Origin of the sequence: Ottowia sp., assembly GCF_035444425.1 — a bacterium.
Taxonomy (GTDB): Bacteria; Pseudomonadota; Gammaproteobacteria; order Burkholderiales; family Burkholderiaceae_C; genus Ottowia.
This window is the reverse complement of the sequence record NZ_DAOMOQ010000027.1, coordinates 11,906-32,833: the sequence shown is the minus strand read 5'-3', so window position 1 is coordinate 32,833 and position 20,928 is coordinate 11,906. Positions and strand designations below refer to the sequence as shown.

23 protein-coding genes are annotated in these 20,928 nt (G+C 68.9%); 9 read left to right on the top strand and 14 right to left on the bottom strand.

Translation table 11 applies throughout. The annotated features are described in order from the left end of the window. Positions 1-10: 10 nt before the first annotated feature. The 3 genes from PK606_RS11270 to PK606_RS11260 are packed head-to-tail and all read left to right on the top strand — an operon-like array spanning position 11 to position 2,081. Positions 11-976: a PhoH family protein gene (locus tag PK606_RS11270; protein ID WP_324563937.1), complete on the top strand. Its 966-nt coding sequence runs from the start codon at positions 11-13 to the stop codon at positions 974-976. Positions 977-997: 21 nt separating this feature from the next. Beyond that, on the top strand, positions 998-1,465 hold the full coding sequence (gene ybeY / locus PK606_RS11265; RefSeq protein ID WP_324563934.1) for an rRNA maturation RNase YbeY: 468 nt from the start codon (positions 998-1,000) through the stop codon (positions 1,463-1,465). Between the two features lie 4 nt (positions 1,466-1,469). Further along, on the top strand, positions 1,470-2,081 hold the full coding sequence (locus PK606_RS11260) for a class I SAM-dependent methyltransferase (RefSeq protein ID WP_324563932.1): 612 nt from the start codon (positions 1,470-1,472) through the stop codon (positions 2,079-2,081). Positions 2,082-2,140: 59 nt separating this feature from the next. On the opposite strand, the gene dtd is transcribed toward PK606_RS11260, so the two are convergent. After that, positions 2,141-2,581, bottom strand: a complete 441-nt coding sequence (gene dtd, locus PK606_RS11255; protein WP_324563930.1) for a D-aminoacyl-tRNA deacylase — start codon at positions 2,579-2,581, stop codon at positions 2,141-2,143. Positions 2,582-2,594: 13 nt separating this feature from the next. Beyond that, complete coding sequence (locus tag PK606_RS11250) at positions 2,595-3,557, bottom strand: cation diffusion facilitator family transporter (protein WP_324563928.1); 963 nt, start codon at positions 3,555-3,557, stop codon at positions 2,595-2,597. A 93-nt stretch (positions 3,558-3,650) separates the two neighbouring features. Between PK606_RS11250 and PK606_RS11245 the strand changes: the two genes are divergently transcribed. Both PK606_RS11245 and PK606_RS11240 read left to right on the top strand, forming a co-directional pair. Continuing rightward, positions 3,651-3,950: a polyhydroxyalkanoic acid system family protein gene (locus tag PK606_RS11245; protein WP_324563926.1), complete on the top strand. Its 300-nt coding sequence runs from the start codon at positions 3,651-3,653 to the stop codon at positions 3,948-3,950. Between the two features lie 55 nt (positions 3,951-4,005). Beyond that, positions 4,006-5,472 (top strand): WS/DGAT/MGAT family O-acyltransferase, encoded by a 1,467-nt coding sequence (locus tag PK606_RS11240; RefSeq protein ID WP_324563924.1) that lies wholly within the window; start codon positions 4,006-4,008, stop codon positions 5,470-5,472. Between the two features lie 42 nt (positions 5,473-5,514). Here PK606_RS11240 and PK606_RS11235 read toward each other — a convergent pair whose 3' ends face one another. The 4 genes from PK606_RS11235 to PK606_RS11220 form a co-directional block, all read right to left on the bottom strand. Beyond that, on the bottom strand, positions 5,515-6,303 hold the full coding sequence (locus PK606_RS11235) for a tetratricopeptide repeat protein (protein ID WP_324563922.1): 789 nt from the start codon (positions 6,301-6,303) through the stop codon (positions 5,515-5,517). Positions 6,304-6,326: 23 nt separating this feature from the next. Next, positions 6,327-6,956: a TetR/AcrR family transcriptional regulator gene (locus PK606_RS11230; RefSeq protein WP_324563920.1), complete on the bottom strand. Its 630-nt coding sequence runs from the start codon at positions 6,954-6,956 to the stop codon at positions 6,327-6,329. A 37-nt stretch (positions 6,957-6,993) separates the two neighbouring features. Continuing rightward, positions 6,994-8,193 (bottom strand): patatin-like phospholipase family protein, encoded by a 1,200-nt coding sequence (locus tag PK606_RS11225; RefSeq protein ID WP_324563918.1) that lies wholly within the window; start codon positions 8,191-8,193, stop codon positions 6,994-6,996. A gap of 105 nt (positions 8,194-8,298) precedes the next feature. After that, complete coding sequence (locus PK606_RS11220; protein WP_324563916.1) at positions 8,299-8,766, bottom strand: phasin family protein; 468 nt, start codon at positions 8,764-8,766, stop codon at positions 8,299-8,301. A 215-nt stretch (positions 8,767-8,981) separates the two neighbouring features. On the opposite strand from PK606_RS11220, the gene PK606_RS11215 reads away from it, so the two are divergent. Continuing rightward, entirely contained in the window at positions 8,982-10,961 is a 1,980-nt protein-coding gene (locus tag PK606_RS11215; RefSeq protein ID WP_324563914.1) for an SDR family oxidoreductase, read from the top strand. A 111-nt stretch (positions 10,962-11,072) separates the two neighbouring features. Here PK606_RS11215 and PK606_RS11210 read toward each other — a convergent pair whose 3' ends face one another. Further along, a complete protein-coding gene (locus tag PK606_RS11210; protein ID WP_324563912.1) occupies positions 11,073-11,957 on the bottom strand; it encodes an esterase/lipase family protein in 885 nt (294 codons plus the stop codon). 117 nt (positions 11,958-12,074) lie between these two features. On the opposite strand from PK606_RS11210, the gene PK606_RS11205 reads away from it, so the two are divergent. Continuing rightward, complete coding sequence (locus PK606_RS11205; protein ID WP_324563910.1) at positions 12,075-12,794, top strand: DUF8198 family protein; 720 nt, start codon at positions 12,075-12,077, stop codon at positions 12,792-12,794. A gap of 67 nt (positions 12,795-12,861) precedes the next feature. On the opposite strand, the gene tyrS is transcribed toward PK606_RS11205, so the two are convergent. After that, the gene (gene tyrS, locus PK606_RS11200) at positions 12,862-14,106 is read right to left on the bottom strand and encodes a tyrosine--tRNA ligase (protein ID WP_324563908.1); all 1,245 of its coding nucleotides are present in this window, start codon (positions 14,104-14,106) and stop codon (positions 12,862-12,864) included. Positions 14,107-14,336: 230 nt separating this feature from the next. Between tyrS and PK606_RS11195 the strand changes: the two genes are divergently transcribed. Continuing rightward, a complete protein-coding gene (locus PK606_RS11195; protein ID WP_324563905.1) occupies positions 14,337-15,614 on the top strand; it encodes a M23 family metallopeptidase in 1,278 nt (425 codons plus the stop codon). 77 nt (positions 15,615-15,691) lie between these two features. Here PK606_RS11195 and erpA read toward each other — a convergent pair whose 3' ends face one another. From erpA to rplM, 4 genes are all read right to left on the bottom strand, one after another. Continuing rightward, positions 15,692-16,066, bottom strand: coding sequence for an iron-sulfur cluster insertion protein ErpA (gene erpA, locus PK606_RS11190; protein ID WP_324563903.1), 375 nt, complete (start codon positions 16,064-16,066; stop codon positions 15,692-15,694). 141 nt (positions 16,067-16,207) lie between these two features. Further along, on the bottom strand, positions 16,208-16,651 hold the full coding sequence (locus tag PK606_RS11185) for a bactofilin family protein (RefSeq protein WP_324563901.1): 444 nt from the start codon (positions 16,649-16,651) through the stop codon (positions 16,208-16,210). 223 nt (positions 16,652-16,874) lie between these two features. Next, the gene (gene rpsI / locus PK606_RS11180; RefSeq protein WP_324563898.1) at positions 16,875-17,267 is read right to left on the bottom strand and encodes a 30S ribosomal protein S9; all 393 of its coding nucleotides are present in this window, start codon (positions 17,265-17,267) and stop codon (positions 16,875-16,877) included. An 11-nt stretch (positions 17,268-17,278) separates the two neighbouring features. Then, positions 17,279-17,707 carry a 50S ribosomal protein L13 gene (gene rplM, locus PK606_RS11175; RefSeq protein ID WP_324563896.1) on the bottom strand — a complete coding sequence of 143 codons (429 nt, stop codon included), beginning with the start codon at positions 17,705-17,707 and terminating at the stop codon, positions 17,279-17,281. A gap of 213 nt (positions 17,708-17,920) precedes the next feature. On the opposite strand from rplM, the gene PK606_RS11170 reads away from it, so the two are divergent. Next, the gene (locus PK606_RS11170) at positions 17,921-18,868 is read left to right on the top strand and encodes a 23S rRNA (adenine(2030)-N(6))-methyltransferase RlmJ (protein WP_324563894.1); all 948 of its coding nucleotides are present in this window, start codon (positions 17,921-17,923) and stop codon (positions 18,866-18,868) included. Here the strand turns inward: PK606_RS11170 and paaX are convergent. Beyond that, on the bottom strand, positions 18,844-19,839 hold the full coding sequence (gene paaX, locus PK606_RS11165) for a phenylacetic acid degradation operon negative regulatory protein PaaX (RefSeq protein WP_324563892.1): 996 nt from the start codon (positions 19,837-19,839) through the stop codon (positions 18,844-18,846). The two genes, PK606_RS11170 and paaX, sit on opposite strands and share 25 nt — an antisense overlap. Further along, positions 19,836-20,888, bottom strand: coding sequence for a 2Fe-2S iron-sulfur cluster-binding protein (locus tag PK606_RS11160; protein WP_324563890.1), 1,053 nt, complete (start codon positions 20,886-20,888; stop codon positions 19,836-19,838). Before PK606_RS11160 ends, paaX begins: the two co-directional genes overlap by 4 nt. Positions 20,889-20,928 lie beyond the last annotated feature (40 nt).

Below are 20,928 nucleotides of genomic sequence, written 5' to 3'. Positions count from 1 at the left end.
ATTATCAGCCTTGATCCTGCGCCACAGCTTCACGCCACCGAACAATACGCGCCTGGCCAACCTGTGCGGGCCGATGGACGAGCACCTGCGCACCATCGAGGTCGGCCTGCAGGTGGCGATCGCGCACCGCAACGAGCAGTTCAGGATCGAAGGCCCGAAGAAGTTCGCCGATCGCGCGCTCACCGTGCTGCAGGCGCTGTATGAACTGGCCGACCGCCCGATCCGCCCCGACACGGTGCAGCTGATGCTGGCCGGCGACGGCGAATCCCTGCGCGAAGGGGCCGATGGCGCGCTGGTGCTGAACACCCGCCGCGCCGACCTGCGCGCGCGCACGCCGAACCAGAGCGTCTACCTGCACCACATCGCCGAGCACGACATCACCTTCGGCATCGGCCCGGCCGGCACCGGCAAGACCTACCTGGCGGTGGCCTGCGCGGTCGACGCACTGGAGCGCCAGGCAGTGCAGCGCATCATTCTGACGCGGCCGGCAGTGGAGGCCGGCGAACGCCTGGGCTTCCTGCCCGGCGACCTGACGCAGAAGGTCGATCCCTACCTGCGTCCGCTGTACGACGCGCTATACGAGCTGATGGGCTTCGACCGCGTGGCTAAGGCCTTTGAGCGCAACCAGCTCGAGATCGCGCCGCTGGCCTTCATGCGCGGGCGCACGCTGAACCACGCCTTCGTCATCCTCGACGAGGCGCAGAACACGACGCCCGAGCAGATGAAGATGTTCCTGACCCGCATCGGCTTCGGCGCCAGGGCAGTGGTGACCGGCGACGTCAGCCAGATCGACCTGCCCAAGGGGGCCACCAGCGGCCTGATCGACGCCGAGCGTGTGCTGAGGCGCGTCAAGGGCCTGGCCTTCACCCACTTCACCAGCGCCGACGTGGTGCGGCACCCGCTGGTAGCGCGCATCGTCGATGCCTACGACGCCCGCGGGCGGCCGGCGGCCGGCCGCGCTGCGGTCGCCGATTAGGGCCTCCCGCACAAGCCAAGCATGGCCCGCCCTGAACTGAGCCTGTCGCTGCAATTCGGCCGCTTCGACGGTGTCGCCGAGCACCGCGACGCGCTGCCGCGCCACCGGGTGGCGCGCTGGTTGCGCGCGACGCTGGGCGAGCAGGTGCAGGCGGCCGAGATCACCGTGCGCATCGTCGGTGACGACGAGGGACGGCAGCTCAACCGCGATTTCCGCGCCAGGGACTACGCCACCAACGTGCTCACCTTCGACTACAGCGGCGCGCCGCTGGTCGCCGCCGACCTGGTGCTGTGCGCGCCTGTCGTGGCGCGCGAGGCCGCCGAGCAAGGCAAGCCGCTGGCCGATCATTACGCCCACCTGCTGGTGCACGGCGCGCTGCACGCGCAGGGCTGGGAGCATGAGACCAGCGACGAGGATGCCGAGGCGATGGAGGCGCACGAGAGCGCCGTCCTGACCGGGCTCGGCCTGCCGGACCCCTACCTGCGCTGACGCCATGACGATCGCGGACGAAAGCCCCGATGACTGGCTGCCCCGCTGGCTGCCGCTGCTGGAGGGCAGCATGCGGCGCGCCGGCGGGGCGCCGGTGCTGGAACTGGGCTGCGGCTCGGGCCGCGACACCGCGGTTCTGGTGGCCGCCGGCCTGCCGGTGGTGGCGCTGGAGCTCTCCGCCGAGCACCTGGCCAGCGCGCGGCAGCGCGTGCCGAGCGGCGCGATCTTCCACCAGCAGGACATCCGCGCGCCGTTTCCCATCGCACAGGCCGGCGCCGTGCTTGCCAGCCTGTCGCTGCATTACTTCAGCTGGCCCGAGACGGTGCAGCTGGTGGCCTGCATCCGCGATCGCCTGCAGCCCGATGGGGTGCTGGTATGCCGGCTGAATTCGGTGCGCGATGTGCACCACGGCGCCGGCAGCGCGCCGCCGGCGGACCCGGCCGACCCGCACTTCATCCGCGTAGGCGGCTGGGACAAGCGCTTTTTCGATCGCCCGCAGGCCGAAGCGCTGTTCGCCGACGGCTGGCGCTGTGTCCATCTGCAGGAACGCACGGTGCAGCGCTACCAGCTGCCCAAGGTGCTGTGGGAGGTGGTGCTGCAGCGCGACGACGCCTGATACCGGGCACGCACGGCGACGCCGTGCCCTGGTAGCGACGGGTCCGTCTATGCCATTCGCTATGAAATACGCAGCGGTATGGTCACCGGCCCGTCGTTCACCAGATGCACCCGCATGTCGGCGGCGAACTCGCCGGTCGCCACCTGCGGGTGCGTCGCGCGCGCCTGTGCCACGAAGTGCTCGTACAGGCGCCGGCCCACCTCCGGCGCCGCCGCGTTGGTGAAGCTGGGCCGGTTGCCGCCCGAGGTGTCGACCGCCAGCGTGAACTGGCTGACGATCAGCAGCCCGCCGCCCACGTCCTGCACGCTCCGGTTCATCTTGCCGGCGGCATCGCTGAAGATGCGCAGCTTCAGCAGCTTGGCAAGCAGTCGGTCGGCCAGCGCCTCGTCGTCGCCATGCTCGGCACACAGCAGCACCAGCAGCCCCGGTCCGATCTCGCCGACGACACGGCCGGCCACGCTGACACGGGCCTCGGAAACACGCTGGATCAGGGCTTGCATGGCGTTCGAGCGTTCAATGAGAATGCAGGCCTTCGGCCGCCGGCTCCAGCGGCACCGTCAGGTCGCCGGTGATCGGTTCGACGCCGTCGGGCAGCATCTGGATGCTGGCGTGCAGACCCGGCACCGCCTCGACCAGCGCCCGCTCGACCTGGTGCCGCAATTCATCGGCACGCGCCAGCGTCCAGCCGGGCGGCACGTGCATGTGCACGTTGATGAAGCGGCGCTGACCGGCGCGGCGCGTCATCAGGTGGTCGAACAACACCTCGTGGTGCTCGCCGTGGCGCTGGGTGAAGCGCTCCAGCACCGCCTCGATCTCGCCCTGCACCTCGGGTTCGACCGCCGCGTCCATCAGCCCGCTCCAGGAACGCCGGATCAGCCGTACGCCCTCCAGCACGATGTTCAGCGCCACGCCGATCGCCACCAGCGGGTCCAGCCACAGCCAGCCGGTCACGCCCACCAGCAGCAGGCCGATCACCACCCCGGCCGAGGTCCAGACGTCGGTGAGCAGGTGCTTGGCGTCGGCTTCCAGGGCGATCGAGCGGTGCATGCGCGAGGCGCGCAGCATGACCCAGGCCAGCATGCCGTTGAACACCGAGCTGAGAATCGACAGGCCGAGCCCCCAGCCGACCTGCTCCAGCGGCTGCGGATTCCAGAAGCGCGGGAGCGCCGCCCAGATGATGGCGGCGGCGGCGCCGATGATCAGGATGCCCTCGAAGCCGGAGGAAAAATACTCGGCCTTGTCGTGGCCGAACGGGTGGTCGTCGTCGGCCGGGCGCGCTGCCAGCGTCACCATCAGCAGGCCGAACATGGCGGCCGCCAGGTTGACGAAGGACTCCATCGCGTCCGACAGCAGGCCGACCGAACCGGTGATCCACCAGGCCGCGGTCTTGAGCCCGATGGTGAGCAGCGCCACCACCACCGACACCGCCATCAGGCGGCGCGGGGTGAGCCAGGCGCGGATAGCTGGCGAGTTCATGCGGGCGATTGTCGCCAAAGCGGGTGTCGCCGCGGCGCGTCACCCGGAACACCCCGCTTCCGCAGCGGGCTGCTGCGGCCCTACACTGCGCGCATGAGCGAGATCAAGGTCACCCGCACGCACCACCTCAGCGCCAAGAAGGCACGGCTGGCCGCCGAGCACGTGGCGGCCGACCTGAAGTCGCAGTACGGTCTCGACTACTGCTGGGACGACGCTGACGTGCTGTCGTTCAGGCGCGCCGGACTGGCCGGCCAGCTGACGCTGGCGCGCAAGCAGGTCACGGTGCAGGTCCGGCTCGGGCTGCTGCTGTCGCCGCTGAAATCGACCTTCGAGCGCGAGATCGAGGATTTCTTCGATCAGCACTTCGCCGCGCGCGTCGCCCGTGCCGCCTGAGTCACCCGGCGACGCCGCGCAATCATCCGACCAGCCGCCAACGCCCGAGCCCGCCATGCCCCGCCAGCAACGCATGTCCCCGGTCGATACCGCCTGGCTGCGCATGGACCGGCCGACCAACCTGATGCAGATCCTTGGCGTGATGCTGTTCGAGGGCGAGCTCGACTACGCGCGGCTGCGGCGCAGCATCGAGCAGCGCATGCTGGCCTTCGAGCGCTTCCGCCAGGTCGTGCAGCCGCAGGCCACCGGCTACCGCTGGGTCGACGATCCCGACTTCGACCTCGACCGGCACCTGCGCCGCGCGGTGCTGCCGGGCCGCGGCGGCAAGGCCGAACTCGAGCGCTTCGTCGCCGACCTGGCCAGCACCCCGCTGCACCCGGCGCGGCCCTTGTGGCAGATGCACCTGGTCGACACCGCGATGGGCGGGCAGGCGCTGATCATGCGCTTCCACCACTGCATCGCCGACGGCATCGCGCTGGTCGGCGTGGTGATGTCGATGGCCGACGATGCCGCGCCGCCGCAGTCACCCGCGTCAGCGCCGGCACCCACCGCGCAGGATGCCGCCGAACCGGCCCACACCGCCCTCGACGCCCTCTGGCAACCGGTGACCGAGGCGGTGCAGACGTCCTGGGAGCTGTCGACCACGGTCTGGAACAAATACCTGGAGCTGCTGGGCAACCCAGCGCTGGTACTGAAATATGCGCGCACCGGCACCGGCCTGACGGCCGAGGCCGCCAAGCTGGTGCTGATGCCGAACGACTCCGACACGCGCTTCAAGGGCACGCCCGGCAGCACCAAGCGCGTGGCCTGGTCCGACCCGCTGCCGCTGCCCGAGGTCAAGGCGGTCGGCAAGGTGCTCGACTGCTCGGTCAACGACCTGCTGCTGTCCTCGGTCGCCGGTGCCTTGCGCGCCTACCTGGCCGAGCGCGGCGACCCGACCGAGGGCATCGAGTTGCGCGCGCTGGTGCCGGTCAACCTGCGCCAGCCCGATGACATGAACACGCTGGGCAACCGCTTCGGCATGGTGACGCTGGAACTGCCGGTGGGCGAGCCCAACCCGCTGACGCGTCTGTACGAGACACGCCGGCGCATGCGCGAGCTGCGGCAGTCATACCAGCCGATCCTGACGCTCGGCATCCTGGGCGCGGCCGGCCTGGGGCCGAAGCTGGTGCAGGAAGGGCTGCTCGACTTCCTGGCCAACAAGTGCTCGGCCGTGATGACCAACGTGCCGGGCCCGCAGCAGCCGATCCACATCGCCGGCGCGCGCGTGCGCCAGCCCTTCTTCTGGGTGCCGCAGTCGGGCAACATCGCTATGGGCGTGTCGATCCTGTCGTACAACCACGAAGTGCAGTTCGGCCTGATCACCGACAAGCAACTGGTGCCCGACCCCGAGCGCATCGTCAGCCGCTTCGCCGAGGAGTTCCAGAAGCTGATGCTGCTGGTGCTGATGGAGCCGTGGGAGCTGCTGCACGACCCGGAGCTGATCGAGACCCGGCAGGCGGTGTACTGGGCGGCGCGCTGAGGCCGCGCCGCGCCAGTGCCCCGCCGCACGCAGCGGCGCAGGTCAGTCGTCCAGCTCGGCCTTCGCGGCCTCGACGTCGAGCCGCTCCATCGCGTCGGCGGGCTCGCACTGCACCGCCTGCGCGTACAGCTGCTCGGCCTCCTTCATGCGCGAGCGGCCGAACATCATCACCATGCCGTCGGCGTATTCGGTCATGGCGATCGGCGAATCGGGATTGAGTTCGAGCGCGGTCTTGAAGTGGGCCTCGCCAGCATTCTTCTTGGCGCCGTAGGTCAGGCCGCCGACCATGGCGCCGACCTTGTTGATGATCTCGGCATGCCAGGTGCCGAGCGCGATGTGCGCGTCGGCGTGCTTTGGCTGCAGTTCGATCGCCTTCTCTAGGCTGGCACGCACCTTGCCGCCCAGCCCTTCGGCCAGCGCCTTGGCCACCGAGATGCCCTGGCTGTAGCGGCCCAGTGCGTAGGCGTGGTAGTACCAGGCGTTGGCGTTGCCGGGCGCGCTGGCCTGCAGGGCCTCGCAGCGCCGTGCCACTTCCTGCAGGATGGCCAGCTTGCGCGCCTCGTCGGGCTCGAGCGCGTTGGCGTAGATCATGGCCGCCTTGTTGGCCGCGTTGGTACCGCTGGCGCCGCCGGCCTTCAAGCCCAACTCCACCGCCCGGGCAAAGTCGCCGGCATGGTAGGCGCGCCAGGCGTCCTGCGCCTTGGTGTCCGTTGGCCAGGGTTCGGCGTCGCCCCGGTGCAGGCGCGCCCAGTGCTTCTTCAGCGCCGTGCCAGCGTAGCTGTAGTCGGTGGCGGCATGCGGAAAGGCCTTCCAGGCGGCGCTCTTGCTCATGCGGTGTCTCCCGGTTCAGAACCTCAAATATAGGCCTGCGACAGCTGCTGCAGCAACTGGCGCGCCGGCCCGCGCAGCCAGGGCGCCGCCAGCGACATCACCTGGTAGATGCCGCGCCCGATGTCGGGCGGCTTGCGCGGCTGCCGCGCGTGCTCGAACGACAGCCAGAAGGTGGTCACCAGGGTGATGTTGACGGCCAGCGCCGCCACCTCGTCGGGCGTCGCATCCAGCACGCCCGAGGCGGCCAGGCCGTTGCACAGCGCCACCGCAGTCTGCTGCTTGTGGGCCAGGATGCGCTGGAAATGCGTCTCGACACGCCGGTTGCGCGTCAGCAGGTCGTTGATGTCACGGTACAGGAAGCGGTACTTCCAGATGATCTCGAACAGCAGGTGCAGGAAGAACCAGATGTCCTCGGCCTCGCGCGGCGCGGTGTCGCGCAGCGTCAGCAGCGCATCGATCTCGCGCTCGTACTCGGCGAACAGCGCGTTGACGATCTCGTCCTTGTTGCGGTAGTGGTAGTACAGGTTGCCGGGGCTGATGTTCATCTCGTCGGCGATCACCGTGGTGGTGACGTTGGGCTCGCCGAACTCGTTGAACAGGCGCAGCGCGGTCTCCACGATGCGTTCGGGGGTGCGTCGCTTGGCCTTCTTCATGGCGTCATTTCACCATGCGGCGGCACCGACCGGCACTTCAGGCTGCGGCACGCGGCTGCAGCCAGTGCTGCAGCTCATCCAGCGCCGCGTCCAGCGCGCCGATGGTGGCGGCGGCGGGCACGCGCGGCTCGCCGCGCCGGTTGGCGATCAGGGTGCGGCGGTGGTCCTTCAGCACCGCCAGGTTCAACTCCAGCCCATGCCGGCGCAGCACCGGCGCCAGTTCGTGGCGGCGGCGGTACAGGTCGGCGCGCGTGCTCTGGTAAGCGTGCTCGCACAGGCGGCTGCGCTCGCCGTAGCTGAACATGTTGGCGAAGAACATGTCGGCATCGTCCTGCGCCGGCTCGAACAGCAGCACGTCGGCGTTCTTGAACTCGTGCTGGTAGCGGTCCATGCCGACGCGCATGCGCGAATGGATGATGGCGCGGAAGGTCTGCGACAGCACCACCGGCAGACCGCCGGCGCTGAGCTTGTGGTCGGGCGCGCGCGCATCGCGCGCGGCCTGCGTGGCGTCGAACGGCACCAGCGGGTTCACGCACAGCAGCAGTTCCACCCCCTCGCGCAGCGCGACGGAGGCGTGCAGCGTCTTGATCAGCGCGCCATCGACGTAATGCCGACCGTCGATCTCCACCGGCGGAAACAGCCCCGGCAGCGCCGCGCTGGCCTGCACCGCGGTCGAGATCGGTACCGCGTCGTGCCCCGCGCTGCCGAAAGCCACGGCGTGGCCCGAATCGAGGTCGGTGGCGACCAGGAACAGGCGGCCGCGCAGGCGGCGGAAGTCGTTGGTGCGGCCGGACGACTCGAACAGGCGGCGCAGCAGGGTGTCGATGCCGCGGCCGTCGAACACGCCAGTCGGTATCGCGCGCGACAGGCGCTGGAACGATTCGAGCAGGCCGTGACGCAAGGGGTGCGCCAGGTATTGGCGCAGCGAATCGACCAGCAGGCCGGGCACCGAGCGCATGCGGCCGGCGTATTCACGGAACGCCGGGCGCAGCAGCAGGCCGGGGTCGAACAGGTCCTGCGCCGCATCGCTGCCGAGCAGCGCGCGTGTCAGCGCGCCCGGCCCGACGCCATTGGCCAGCGCCGCTGCAATGAAGCTGCCGGCGCTGACGCCGACGTAGACGTCGGCCGCCGTCAGGTCGAGTCCGTCGATCGCCTCCTCCAGCGCTGCGCAGGCACCGACTTCGTAGATGCCGCCCAAGGGGCCGCCGCCGGCCAAGGCGATTCCGATCTTGCTCACCGCATTGCGCTCCCGTCAGTCAGGCCCCTGGGAATCCGCGCCCCGGTGCCGGGGCGCAGCGGATGATAGGTCGGCACCTCGCGGAGCACGAGGCGCTGTCTGCGCTCAGGCAGCCTTGCGGGCGGCCTTCCTGGCCGGCGCGGCCTTCTTGGCCGGAGCCGCCTTGGCCGCCGCCTTGACCGGTGCCTTGCGCGCCGGTCTGGCGGCCGGCTCGGCCAGCGCCTGCACGGCGGCGGTCAGTTCGGCGACACGCTTGGACAGCTTGTCGATTTCCTTCTTGCTCGGCACGCCCAGGCTGCCGAGCGCACGAGCCACGCGGTCCTCGAACACCTGCTCCAGGCGATCCCAGGTATCGGCCGCGCGGCCGGCCACGGCAGCGACGCGCTCGTCGGCCAGTTGCCTGGTCTTCTGCTGCAGCGATTCGCCTTCCTTGACCAGGGCGTCGAACACCTTGCCGCCCTCCTGCTGCGCCTTAGCGAAGGCACCCAGACCGGCGAGCCAGATCTGCTGGGTCGAATCGCGGATGGTGGTGGCGAGTTGATTGTCGGAAACGTTCTTCAGTTTGCTGACCATGATGCACCTCTCGATGTGTGGATGAAGTGGCGGGTCGCTTTGTTCTCACCTTCCCGCTGAAAAGCAGTGTAGGAAAAACCACTAGAAGAAACATACTATTCGTACGCCACTGTCGCTTTGCCGCACACGGCCGGTGCGGCTGTGCCGGCGCACCCCCGGGGCCATGCAAGAATGCCGGCGACCAACCGTTCGAAGGACGACAAGGAGGAGACGGCATGCAGTACTTCATCACCGGCGGCACCGGCTTCATCGGCAAGCGGCTGATCGCCAGGCTGCTTGAGCGCGAGGACAGCCGCATCTTCTTGCTGGTGCGCAGTGCCGACCCGGAGCGCCTGGCTGCACTGTACGAACTCTGGGGATGCGACAAGACGCGGGTGACCCCGGTGGTCGGCGACCTGACGCAGGAGCTGCTGGGCGTCTCCGCCGCCGACCGCCGCAAGCTCGGCAAGCGCACCACGCACTGCTTCCACCTGGCCGCCATCTACGACCTGGCGGCCGACGCCGAGAGCCAGATCCGCGTCAACGTCGAGGGCACGCGCAACGCCGTGCGCTTTGCCGAGGCGATCGGCGCCAAGCATTTCCACCATGTCAGCTCGATCGCCGCCGCCGGCATGTTCGAGGGCGTGTTCCGCGAGGACATGTTCGATGAAGCGGAAGGGCTGGACCATCCCTACTTCAAGACCAAGCACGATTCCGAAGGCATCGTGCGCACCGAGTGCCGCATTCCGTTTCGCATCTACCGCCCCGGCATCGTGGTGGGCGACTCGCGCACCGGCGAGATGGACAAGATCGACGGCCCCTACTACTTCTTCAAGCTGCTGCAGAAGCTGCGCCGCCTGCTGCCGCCGTGGATGCCGGCGATCGGCCTGGAGGGCGGGCGCATCAACCTGGTGCCGGTCGACTACGTGGTCGCCGCCATCGACCACATCGCGCACCGCAAGGGCGAGGACGGCAAGTGCTTCCAGCTGGTGGACCCATCCCCGCGCCGCGTCGGCGACGTGCTCAACATCTTCGCCCGCGCCGGCCATGCGCCGCAGATGTCGCTGCGCGTGAACGCTGCGCTGCTCGGCTTCATCCCGGTGTATTTGCGCAAGATGGTGATGGGCGTGGCGCCGATGCGCCGGCTGCGCAGCGCCATCATGAAGGACCTGGGCCTGCCGCAGGACGTGCTGCGCTTCGTCAACTACCCGACCCGCTTCGACGACCGTGAGACGCGGCGCGCGCTCAAGGGCAGCAGCATCAGCGTGCCGAAGCTGGAGGACTACGCCTGGCGCCTGTGGGACTACTGGGAGCGCCACCTGGATCCCGACCTGTTCATCGACCGCAGCCTGCGCGGCCAGGTCGAGGGCAAGGTGGTGGTGGTGACCGGCGGCTCGTCGGGCATCGGGCGCGCGGTGGCGCTGAAGCTGGCCGAGGCCGGCGCCAGCGTGGCGGTGGTGGCGCGCGGGCGCGAGCACCTGGACGAGACGGTGCGCGAGTCCGAGGCGCTCGGCCACCCGGTGCACGCCTACGAGGCCGACCTGTCCGACATGGGCCAGGTCGACGCCGTGGCCCAGCGCATCCTGGCCGAGCTGGGCCCGGTGTCGGTGCTGGTCAACAACGCCGGCCGCTCGATCCGGCGCGCGATCGAGAACTCCTACGAGCGCTTCCACGACTACGAGCGCACCATGCAGCTGAACTACTTCGGCGCCGTGCGCCTGAGCATGTGCCTGCTGCCCGCCATGTCGGCGCAGAAGCAGGGCCACATCCTGAACATCTCCTCGATCGGCGTGCTGACCAACGCGCCGCGCTTCTCGGCCTATGTGGCCTCGAAGGCGGCGCTGGACGCCTGGGCGCGCTGCGCCGCGTCCGAATACGCCGACCGCGGCGTGCTGTTCACCACCATCAACATGCCGCTGGTGCGCACGCCGATGATCGCGCCGACCAAGCTCTACGAGCAGGTGCCGACGCTGTCGCCGGAGGAAGCCGCCGACATGGTGTGCGACGCCATCGTGCACAAGCCGGTGCGCGTGGCCACGCGTCTGGGCGTGTTCGGCGAGGTGGTGCACGCGCTGATGCCGCGCGTGTCGCAGGTGATCATGAACACCTCGTTCCGCCTGTTCGACGACTCCAGCGCCGCCAAGGGCGACGGCAAGGACGGCTCGAGCAAGGAGCAGGCCGCGATCCAGCAGTGGATGCGCGGGATCTATTTCTGATGCTTGCACCCTCCCCGCTGGAGGAGGATTGGGGTGGGGGCCGCCGGTGCCACCTTGGACAACGCGGTTTGCCCCCACCCTGCCCTCCCCCAGCGGGAGAGGGAAGAACCGTCATGCCGCCATGCGCACCAGGTGCTTTTGCAGCAGCGCCAGCGTGCGCTGATCGAGCAGCGCCGCCATGTGCCCCACGCCCGGCAGCGGCTCGTCCAACGCGTCGGGATGGCGCTGGCCGTCCTGCGGCATCACGTAGTTGTCGTGCTGGGTGCGGATCGAGACGAACGGCACGCCCACGCGCTGCTCGCCCAACCACCGCAGCCAGTCCGAACCGCGCTCCATCTGGCGCGCATCGCGCCCCTGGCCCAGTGCCGCCAACGCCGAACCCTGGTGCGGCGTGGCGATGGTGATCAAGCCGGCGATGTGGTCGTCGCCGTGCCGTGCCATGCAGGCGCGCGACACCAGCCCACCCATGCTGTGGCCGACCAGGGTCAGGCGCGCGGCGCCGGTGGCCTCGCACACCGCCAGCACGCGCGCATGCAGCTGGTCTGCGAAGGCGTCGATGCTGCTCCAGGGCGATTCCAGCGTGATCGTGGCGACCACGTGGCCAGCCGCCTCGAGCCGGCGCCGCAACCACCACCAGCAGCCGCGGTTGCACATGTAGCCATGCACCAGCAGCACCGGTGCTGCGCTCGGGCGCAGGCGCTCGGCGCCCAGCCACCACCGCTGGAACGGTTGTACCAGGCAGAACAACAGCAGAAACACGGCGTACTCGCGCAGCAGCATGGCCAGCATGCGCACCAGGCCCAGCGACGGCCACGGTGAACGCAGCCACCGGGCGATCAGCCAGGTCGAGGCGTTCATGACGGCGCGCAGCAGCAGCAGCATCCCGAGCCCGAAGGCCAGCGCGCCGGGCCAGGACAGTTCCAGCCACTGGCGGCCGATGGTGCCGTAGGCCAGCAGTTCGAACAGCATCCACAGGCGCAGGGTGAGCGAAAGCATCTTGATGTCGTCGGTTGAATCCCGCTCGTCGAGCGTGCGGAAGTCTAGAGCGTGCGCGGGGCGGGCTTTAGGCGCGGCCTTCTAAACGCCGTCACGACGGCTTCCGATAATCGTCGCATGAGCGACCAGGCACCGGACGCACCGACTGACCGCGCGCGCAACGCTGCCGAGCTGGCGTTGTGGCTAACCGAGGCCGCGGCCCTGCGGCGCGCCGGCCAGGCCGATCCGCTGCGCGCCACGCGGCGCCAGCGCCTGCGCGAGTTCCAGTCGGCCCGCCTGGCGGCGACGCACGCCGACCTGCTGACCCATCCGCGCTACCAGCAGGCGGCGCGCTTCTTCCTGAGCGACCTGTACAGCCCCAAGGACCTGAGCGCGCGCGACGCTGAGGTCGAGCGCGTGCTGCCGATCATGACCAACGTGCTGCCCCTGTCCGGCCTGCGCGCGCTCGGCCACGCGGCCGAGCTGGATGCGCTGTCGGAGCGCTTCGACACCGCCATGACCGAGGCGCTCGGCGCGCGGCTGGACAGCCCGCTGCGCCAGGCCGACTACGCCGAAGCCTGGCGCCAGGTCGGCAACCGTCCCGGCCGCATGCACCAGATCGCGCTGATCCGCGCCACCGGTGACATGCTCGACGGCATCGCCCACAAGCCCGGCCTGCGCATGCTGCTCAAGACCATGCGCAAGCCGGCCCAGCTGGCCGGTCTGGGCGAGTTGCAGGGTTTCCTGGAGCGCGGCTTCGATGCCTTCCGCAGCATGCGCCGCGCCGATGAGTTCCTGGATCTGGTGATCGAGCGCGAACAGCGCCTGGCGGACGCGCTGTTCGACGGCGCGAGCTGACGGCTCAAGGTGCTGCACGCGCCTTGGGTGACGAGCGCCGAGCATCGAACCGAACAGTGCTGCAGGTTCAGCCCAGCTTCACCCGTGCGAACTTGCGCTTGCCGACCTGCACGACGTAAGTGCCCGCTTTCAGTTTCAGGCCCTTGTCGCTGACCACACAGGAATCGACGCGCACGCCGCCGCCGTCGATCAGGCGGTTGGCCTCGCTGGTCGAGGGCGCCAGGCCGGATTGCTTGAGCACCAGGCCAATGCCCAGGCCCGAGCCGTCGGACGCGCCACTCAGGCCGACTTCCGGGATCTCGTCCGGCACACCGCCGCGGCTGCGGTTCATGAAATCGACTTCCGCGGCATCCGCGGCAGCGGCCGAATGGAAGCGCGCCGTGATCTCCTTGGCCAGCATGACCTTGGCGTCCTTGGGGTTGCGGCCGGCGGCGACCTCGCGTTGCAGCGCCTCGATCTCGGCCATCGACCTGAAGGACAGCAGGGTGTACCAGCGCCACATCAGCTCGTCGCTGATCGACAGCACCTTGGCGAACATGGTGTTGGCGTCCTCGGTGATGCCGATGTAGTTGCCCTTGCTCTTGGACATCTTCTCGACGCCGTCGGTGCCTTCCAGCAGCGGCATGGTCAGGATGCACTGCGGCTCCTGGCCGTATTCCTGCTGCAGGTGGCGGCCGACCAGCAGGTTGAACTTCTGGTCGGTGCCGCCCAGCTCGATGTCGCTGCGCAGCGCCACCGAGTCGTAGCCCTGCATCAACGGATACAGGAACTCGTGCACGCTGATCGGCGTACCGGCACGGAAACGCTCGGCGAAGTCGTTGCGCTCCATCATGCGCGCCACCGTGTAGCGCGCCGCCAGCTCGATCATGCCGCGCGCGCCCAGCGCGTCCGACCACTCGCTGTTGTAGCGCAGCTCGGTACGGGCCGGGTCCAGCACCTTGAAGGCCTGCGCCTTGTAGGTTTCGGCGTTGGCGCGGATCTGCTCGGCCGACAGCGGCGGGCGCGTGCTGTTGCGGCCCGACGGGTCGCCGATCAGCGAGGTGAAGTCGCCGATCAGGAAGATCACCTGGTGCCCCAGGTCCTGCAGCTGGCGCATCTTGTTCAGCACCACGGTGTGGCCGACGTGAATGTCGGGCGCGGTCGGGTCCAGGCCCAGCTTGATGCGCAGCGGCTGGCCGCTGGCCTCGGAGCGCGCCAGCTTCTTCACCCAGTCGTCCTGAGGCAACAGTTCCTCGCAGCCACGCAGAGTAATGGCCAATGCTTCGCGGATCTGTTCGCTTACCGGGGGGTTTGTAAGAATGGTGTCAGACATCTCGGGTCTCGGGTTGTAGGACGCAGCCTACGGGGCTATACTTGCCCGGGCGCCCATTCTAAGGGCGCGCTTTTGCTGGGCGCGAGAGCGCTTCGCTGTCAGTCATGCCGTGCGGCAACGTGACAAGAATCGAACAACCCCGGAACAAGCATCGCGTGAAGCAAGCACTTATTTCCACTGGTCTCGCCGCCGCAGATTTCATTCACCGTCACCCGAAGCGGATCACCGCCGTGATCGCCGCGTTCCTGCTCGGCGGCGGCGGCGGCGCCTTTGCCGTGGCCTCGCTGGCGCCGACGGTGCCGACCGAGCCGGTCCGCCTGGTGTCGGAAACCATCGAGCCGACCATTCTGAACGCGCAGATCGAGGCGCTGGATACCCACTCGTTCACGCTCTACCGCAGCGAGCAAACGCGCGCCGCCGAGACGCCCGAAGCCCTGCTGCAGCGGCTGGGGCTGGCCGATCCGGCGGCGGCGGCGTTCCTGCGCCAGGACAAGACAGCGCGCCAGGTGCTGTTCGGCAAGGCCACCCGCACGGTGCGCGCCGAAGCCAACGAACGCCATGAGCTGCAGCAGCTCAGCACCCGCTGGCTCGAGAAACCGACCGACGAACAGGCCAGGCGCCTGGTGGTCGAGCGCAGCGGCGAGGGCTTCAGCGCCCGGGTCGAAGTGGTGCCGCTGGAGGCGACCCAGCGGCTGGTCAGCGGCCTGATCGCGGGCACGCTGTACGCCAGCATGGACCAGGCTGGGGTGCCGGACACCGTGACCCAGCAGCTGACCGACATCTTCGAGTCCAGCGTCGACTTCCACCGCGGCCTGCGTCGCGGCGACCGCTTCGCCATCGTCTATGAAACGCTGGAGGTCGATGGCGAGCCGCTGCGCAGCGGCCAGATCCTCAGTGCCGAGCTGGTCAACCGCGGCAAGACCCACCAGGCGATCTGGTTCCAGGAACAGGGCGCGCCCAAGGGCGCCTACTACTCGTTCGACGGCCAGAGCCTGCGCAAGGCCTACCTGCTGGCGCCGCTGGAAGTCTCGCGCATCACCAGTGGCTTCGGCATGCGCCAGCACCCGGTGTACGGCTACGGCCGCGAGCACAGCGGCGTCGACTACGCTGCCCCCACCGGCACCCCGGTGCGCACCATCGGCGACGGGAAGGTCGAGTTCGCCGGCGTGCAGAGCGGCTATGGCAACGTGATCCAGATCCAGCACCGCAACAGCAAGGATTCCACGCTGTACGCCCACCTGTCGCGCATCGACGTCAAGGTCGGCGACAACGTGATGCAGGGCGAGACCATCGGCGCCGTCGGCTCGACCGGCGTGTCCACCGGCCCGCACCTGCACTTCGAGTTCCGCATCGACAACCAGCCGCAGGACCCGGTCGAGGTGCTGGCCGAGCAGCGCGAGTACGTGCCGGTATCGCCGGGCGGCAAGGCGGCCTTCGCCCGGCTGGCCACGGGCATGAAGCTGCAGCTGGCAGCCGCAGGCGAGATTTCGCGCGGCAGCTTCGAGTAGGCGCCACCGCCAGGCCGGCAGCAAAAGGGCGCCTTGCGGCGCCCTTCTTCATTGGGCGCTCGCGCCCGGACAGCGGCTTATTCGTCCGATACCGAGAACGACGAGCCGCAGCCGCAACTGGTTTCCGCGTTCGGGTTCTTGATGACGAACTGCGCGCCCTGCAGGTCTTCCTTGTAGTCGATCTCGGCGCCCACCAGGTACTGGTAGCTCATGGCGTCGATCAGCAGCGACACGCCGTTCTTGGTCATGGTGGTGTCGTCGTCGTTGGCGACCTCGTCGAAGGTGAAGCCGTACTGGAAACCCGAGCAGCCACCGCCCTGCACGAACACGCGCAGCTTCAGGTCGGCGTTGCCCTCCTCGGCGATCAGTTCGGCCACCTTGTTGGCGGCGCTGTCGGTGAAGATGATCGGATCGGGCATCGCGGTGGGGATTTCCTGGGCAACTGCGCTCATGGCGACTCCTGCGGCAAAAAAGTACGAACTGAAATGCGGGCTGAAACAGCCTTATAGTATATCGATTTGGTCGGATTTTCGCTGCCGACTGCGTGGGCATGCGTTAGCCAGAACCGGCGTGGCGGCCACGATCAGGGCGGCTCAGGGTCGGTCGAAGTCCAGCGTCGGCTCGGTCGGTTCGCGCAGCACGGGCTCCGCCGGCGGCGCGGGCGTAGCCGGTACGGCCGGCGGCGGCGTCATCTGCGGCTGCAGCTGGCCGGCGATGACCGCGCCCTGCTGCATTTCCAGCGCCTTGTAGCGCACATCGCCCTGCACCCGGGCCTTGGCCTGCAGTTCCAGCAGTTCGCGCGCCAGCACCGGGCCGATCACCGAACCGCCGATCACCACGTGGTCGGCGCTGACAGCACCCTCGACGCTGCCGCCCTCGCCGATCACCAGCAGGCTGGGCTGGCCTTCCTCGGCAATGACGTTGCCCACCACCGCGCCATCGATCTGCAAGCCGTCCTGGAAGCTGCAATCGCCATTCACGCGCATGCCGGCGCCGATGGTGCTGCGGACCGACAACTGCTTCTTCATGCCCAGCATGTGATGAACTCCTTGCTAACTTGGTTGACAGGCTTTTACCACGGCGCGAACGCCAGCCCCATGAAAAAAACCGTGCCGCCTCTCGAAAGGCAACACGGTCTTCTTGTGAACCCCGCAAGGCCCAACGCCCTTGAGAGCGGGGGCACTCGTGGCCGGGGTCTCCCCGGTCAGTGAGTGCGCCCCTTGAGGGGAGGCGCGCGCAGCGCGCTTCGGGGTGGGCGGTTTATCGCTTGCTAAACTGCTTGCGACGACGGGCGGAGTGCAGGCCGACCTTCTTGCGCTCGACCTCGCGCGCATCGCGCGTGACGAAGCCGGCGGCCGACAGCTGCGGCTTCAGTTCGGCGTCGTAGTCAATCAGCGCCCGGGTGATGCCGTGGCGCACCGCACCGGCCTGGCCGGATTCGCCGCCACCATGCACGTTGACCTGGACGTCGAAGGTCTCGACGTTGTCGGTCAGCACCAGCGGCTGCTTGCAGATCATGATCGAGGTTTGGCGGCCGAAGAATTCGTCGATCGGCTTGCCGTTGACGGTGATCTTGCCGCTGCCCTTTTTCAGAAACACGCGGGCGACGCTGGACTTGCGACGGCCGGTGCCATTGTTCCATTCACCAATCATTGCGCGGCTCCTTAGATCTCAAGCGCCTTGGGCTGCTGGGCCGTGTGCGGGTGCTCGCCGCCGCCGTAGACCTTCAGCTTCTTGAACATGGCGTAACCCAGCGGGCCCTTGGGCAGCATGCCCTTGACCGCCTTCTCCAGCGCACGGCCGGGGTGCTTGGCCTGCAGGTCGCGGAAGTTGGTTTCGCGGATGCCGCCCGGGTAGCCGGTGTGGCGGTAGTACTTCTTGTCGAGTTCCTTGGCACCGGTGACGCGGAGCTTGGACGCGTTGACGACCACGATGTAGTCGCCGGTATCGACGTGAGGCGTGTAAATGGCCTTGTGCTTGCCGCGCAGACGGAGGGCAACTTCGCTGGCTACCCGTCCGAGCACCTTGTCGGTGGCGTCAATCACAAACCACTCGTGCGTCACGTCAGCAGGTTTTGCGCTGAACGTTTTCATGAGTCTTCCTGTTTGAGGATGGTTTGGCGGGCTCTTTTCCACGGTCGGTGCCCTTCTTGTGGCGAGGGCCTCTTAGGTGGGGATTGCTTCTTGCCGCGGAGCCACGGTATGCGCTGCAAAGTTGAGTATTCTATTATTTTCCGGCGCGGCCGACAAGAGGTCCGGCTCAGACGGCGTCCGAACCGCGTCTGCGGCCCCAGGTACCATGCCGGCATGTTCAGCTACCGCCACGCCTTCCACGCCGGCAACCACGCCGACGTGCTCAAGCACCTGACGCTGATTGCCACCCTGCGGCACCTGATGCGCAAGGACGCGCCGCTGACGCTGGTCGACACGCACGCCGGCGCCGGCATCTACCGGCTGGACGCCGATGCCGCGCAGACTTCCGGCGAAGCGATGGCCGGCATCGCGCGGCTGCAATCCTGGCAAGGCGGCGCCACCGAGCTGGCGCCGGCGCTGGCCGACTACCTGGAGCTGATCGCCCGCTTCAACCCCGGCACGCCGTGGCGCATCTACCCTGGATCGCCCCTGGTGATGCACACCTTGATGGACGAAGCCGGCCGCGCCCCGGTGCACGACCGGCTGAAGCTGTTCGAGCTGCACCCCAGCGATGCGCAGGCGCTGCAGGCACACGTCGAGCAGTTGCAGGCCGGCCGCCGCGTCAGCGTGGCGCGGCAGGACGGTTTCGCGGCGCTGAAGGCCTTGCTGCCGCCACCGGCCGCTGCGGGCGGATCGCGCCGCGCACTGGTGCTGATCGACCCCAGCTACGAGATCAAGAGCGACTACGCCAAGGTGGCAGCCGCCGTCCAGGATGGCCTGAAGCGCTTTGCAACCGGCGTCTACCTGGTCTGGTACCCGGTCATCGCGCGGCCCGAGGCCCACGCGCTGCCACGCCGCCTGAAGACGCTGGCGACACAGGCCGGGCGCGGCTGGTTGCACGCCACATTGTCGATCGGCGCGCCGTCGACCCACGTGGCCAGCACGGTGGCGGCGCGCGCCGCCGGCGCCGAAGCGCCGCGCCCCGGCCTGCTGGCCAGCGGCATGTTCGTGATCAATCCGCCGCACAGCCTGGCGGCCGGCTTGCGCGCCGCCCTGCCGCAGGTGCTCGCCGCCCTGGGGCGCGGGCGCGGCCAGGCTTACGCGGTCGAAGCCGACGGCTGAGGCGCGTGCAGGGCCGGCGCAGGCGCGCCGTGAAAGCGCGCCTGCAGGCCGGCGGGTGCCGGCAAGGCCGAACCATCGGCGCGGCGCAGATGTTGGTCCAGATGCCGTTCGGACGGCGCCAGCAGGCGCTGGTACAGCGCCTGCGTCAGCCGACGCGCCTGCTGGCCGGGCCAGCCGGTGGGCAGCAGCATGTCGGGCAGTTCCGGGTCGCGCAGCAGCAGGCGGCGCCAGTCGTGGATCAGCAGGGTGCGCAGCAGGAAGGCGCTTTCATCCTCGATGCGCTCGGCGTCGACGCCGAGCGCATCGAGGATCGGCTGATAGTCGGCGACGAAGCCGGCATAGGCTTGCGCCAGCTCATCCAGGTTCCAGGCCCGGCGCACCAGGTCGCCGTCGTTGGCGCTCAGGCCGTGCAGCGCGTCCACCGCCAGCAAGGGCATCAGCTGGCGCGGGCTGTCGCGCAGGCCCTCGGTGACCAGGGCGCGCAGTACCTCGTCCAGGTCGGCGCTGGGATGCACGAAGCAGTCCGGCCCGATGTGGCCGAAACCCTGCCAGAACAGCGCGCGGCGCAGCGGCTCGCGCGCCTTGGCGTCCATCTCGCCCACCAGCAGCATTAGGCGCCAGCGGCCGTCCCAGGCGCGCGGCTGGCCGGCGTAGATGGCGCGCGAGGCCTCCTCGAAGCGGCGCTGGCCGGCCGGCGTCAGCAGGTAGTCGGCGCGCCGGCCATGCGGCTCGATGCGCAGCCACTCCTGCTTGGCGAGACGAAACACCGCCGTGCGTGTCAGCCGTTCGTTGATGCCGAGCGGCTCCAGCAGCCGGATCAGGCTGCCGATCCACAGCCGGCCGCCACGCGGCAGCACGGCGTCGCCGAAGACCGAGATGATCAGCGAGCCCGCGCGCACCCGGCTTTGCTGGCCGAACGCCGCGACGCGCGCCGCCACCGTGCCGCTTGCAGGCGCGCGGGCAGCTGTCATGGCGTCGGCAGCAGGCGCTCGGCCGCGGCCACCACCGGCTGCTGCACGGTGAAGAAACCTTCGGTGTAGATCATGTCCTCGGCCGCGCCCAGGCGCTTGCAGGTGTCGACGCAGCAGGCCGTGAACTCGGGGCTGCCGGCGGCGAAGATGGTGTGCCTGGACAGATCGGGCAGCAGATCGGGCAGCACGACATCGACCCGGCCATGCAGGAACCCTTCGTGCTGCTCGCGCGTCAGCGTGAGGCGATAGTCGAAGTTGCGGTGCTTGGTGCGCCACCAGGCCAGCATGCCCTGGGCATACGCATCCTCCTGCGTGCGTGCCGACAGCAGCAGCATCACCGGCTTGCGGAAGCCGCGTCGCAGCGCCGCCTCGGCTAGCGACAGGATCGGCGCCAGGCCGGTGCCCGCGGCCAGACACAGCACCGGCGTGTCGACAGCCGGATCGCCGATGAAGGTGCCGTAGGCGCCATTAATCTTGATGCTCTCGCCGACCGGCAGCTCATCGTGGATCCACTGGCTGGTCACGCCGCCGTCGGCGCGCGCCACGTGCAGCACCAGTTCGCCATCGGGCCGCGGCGCGTTGCTGATCGAGTAGGCCCGGGCCGGGAAACCCGCGCGCGGATCGCCCACGGTGACGTACTGGCCAGGCCAGTAGCGGATCGGCTTGCCGACCGGGCGCAGGCGCAGCTCGACCACACGCGCGGCGATGGCGCGCTTGTCGGTGACCACGAACAGCACGTTCTCGCGCGGCGGAAACAGCTTGGGCTTGGCGTCCGCCGTGCCCCACTCGATCACCATCTCGTCCGAAATCGGCTTGGCCATGCACATCAGGCCGAAGCCCTGGCGGCGCTCTTCCTGCGACAAGGCCATGTCGAGCACCATGCCCTGGTCGTACTGGCCCGAAAGCACCTTGACCTTGCACTCGCCACAGGCGCCGGCGCGGCAGTTGTTCGGCAGCGCGTAGCCTGCCTTCTCCAGCGCCATCAGCACGGTGTCGCCGTGGGCGCAGTCGACGGTCTTGCCCGAAGGCTGGATGGTGACTCGACTCATGTCTGGTCTCTCCCGAAACGATGGCGGTGAAGGGAAACGG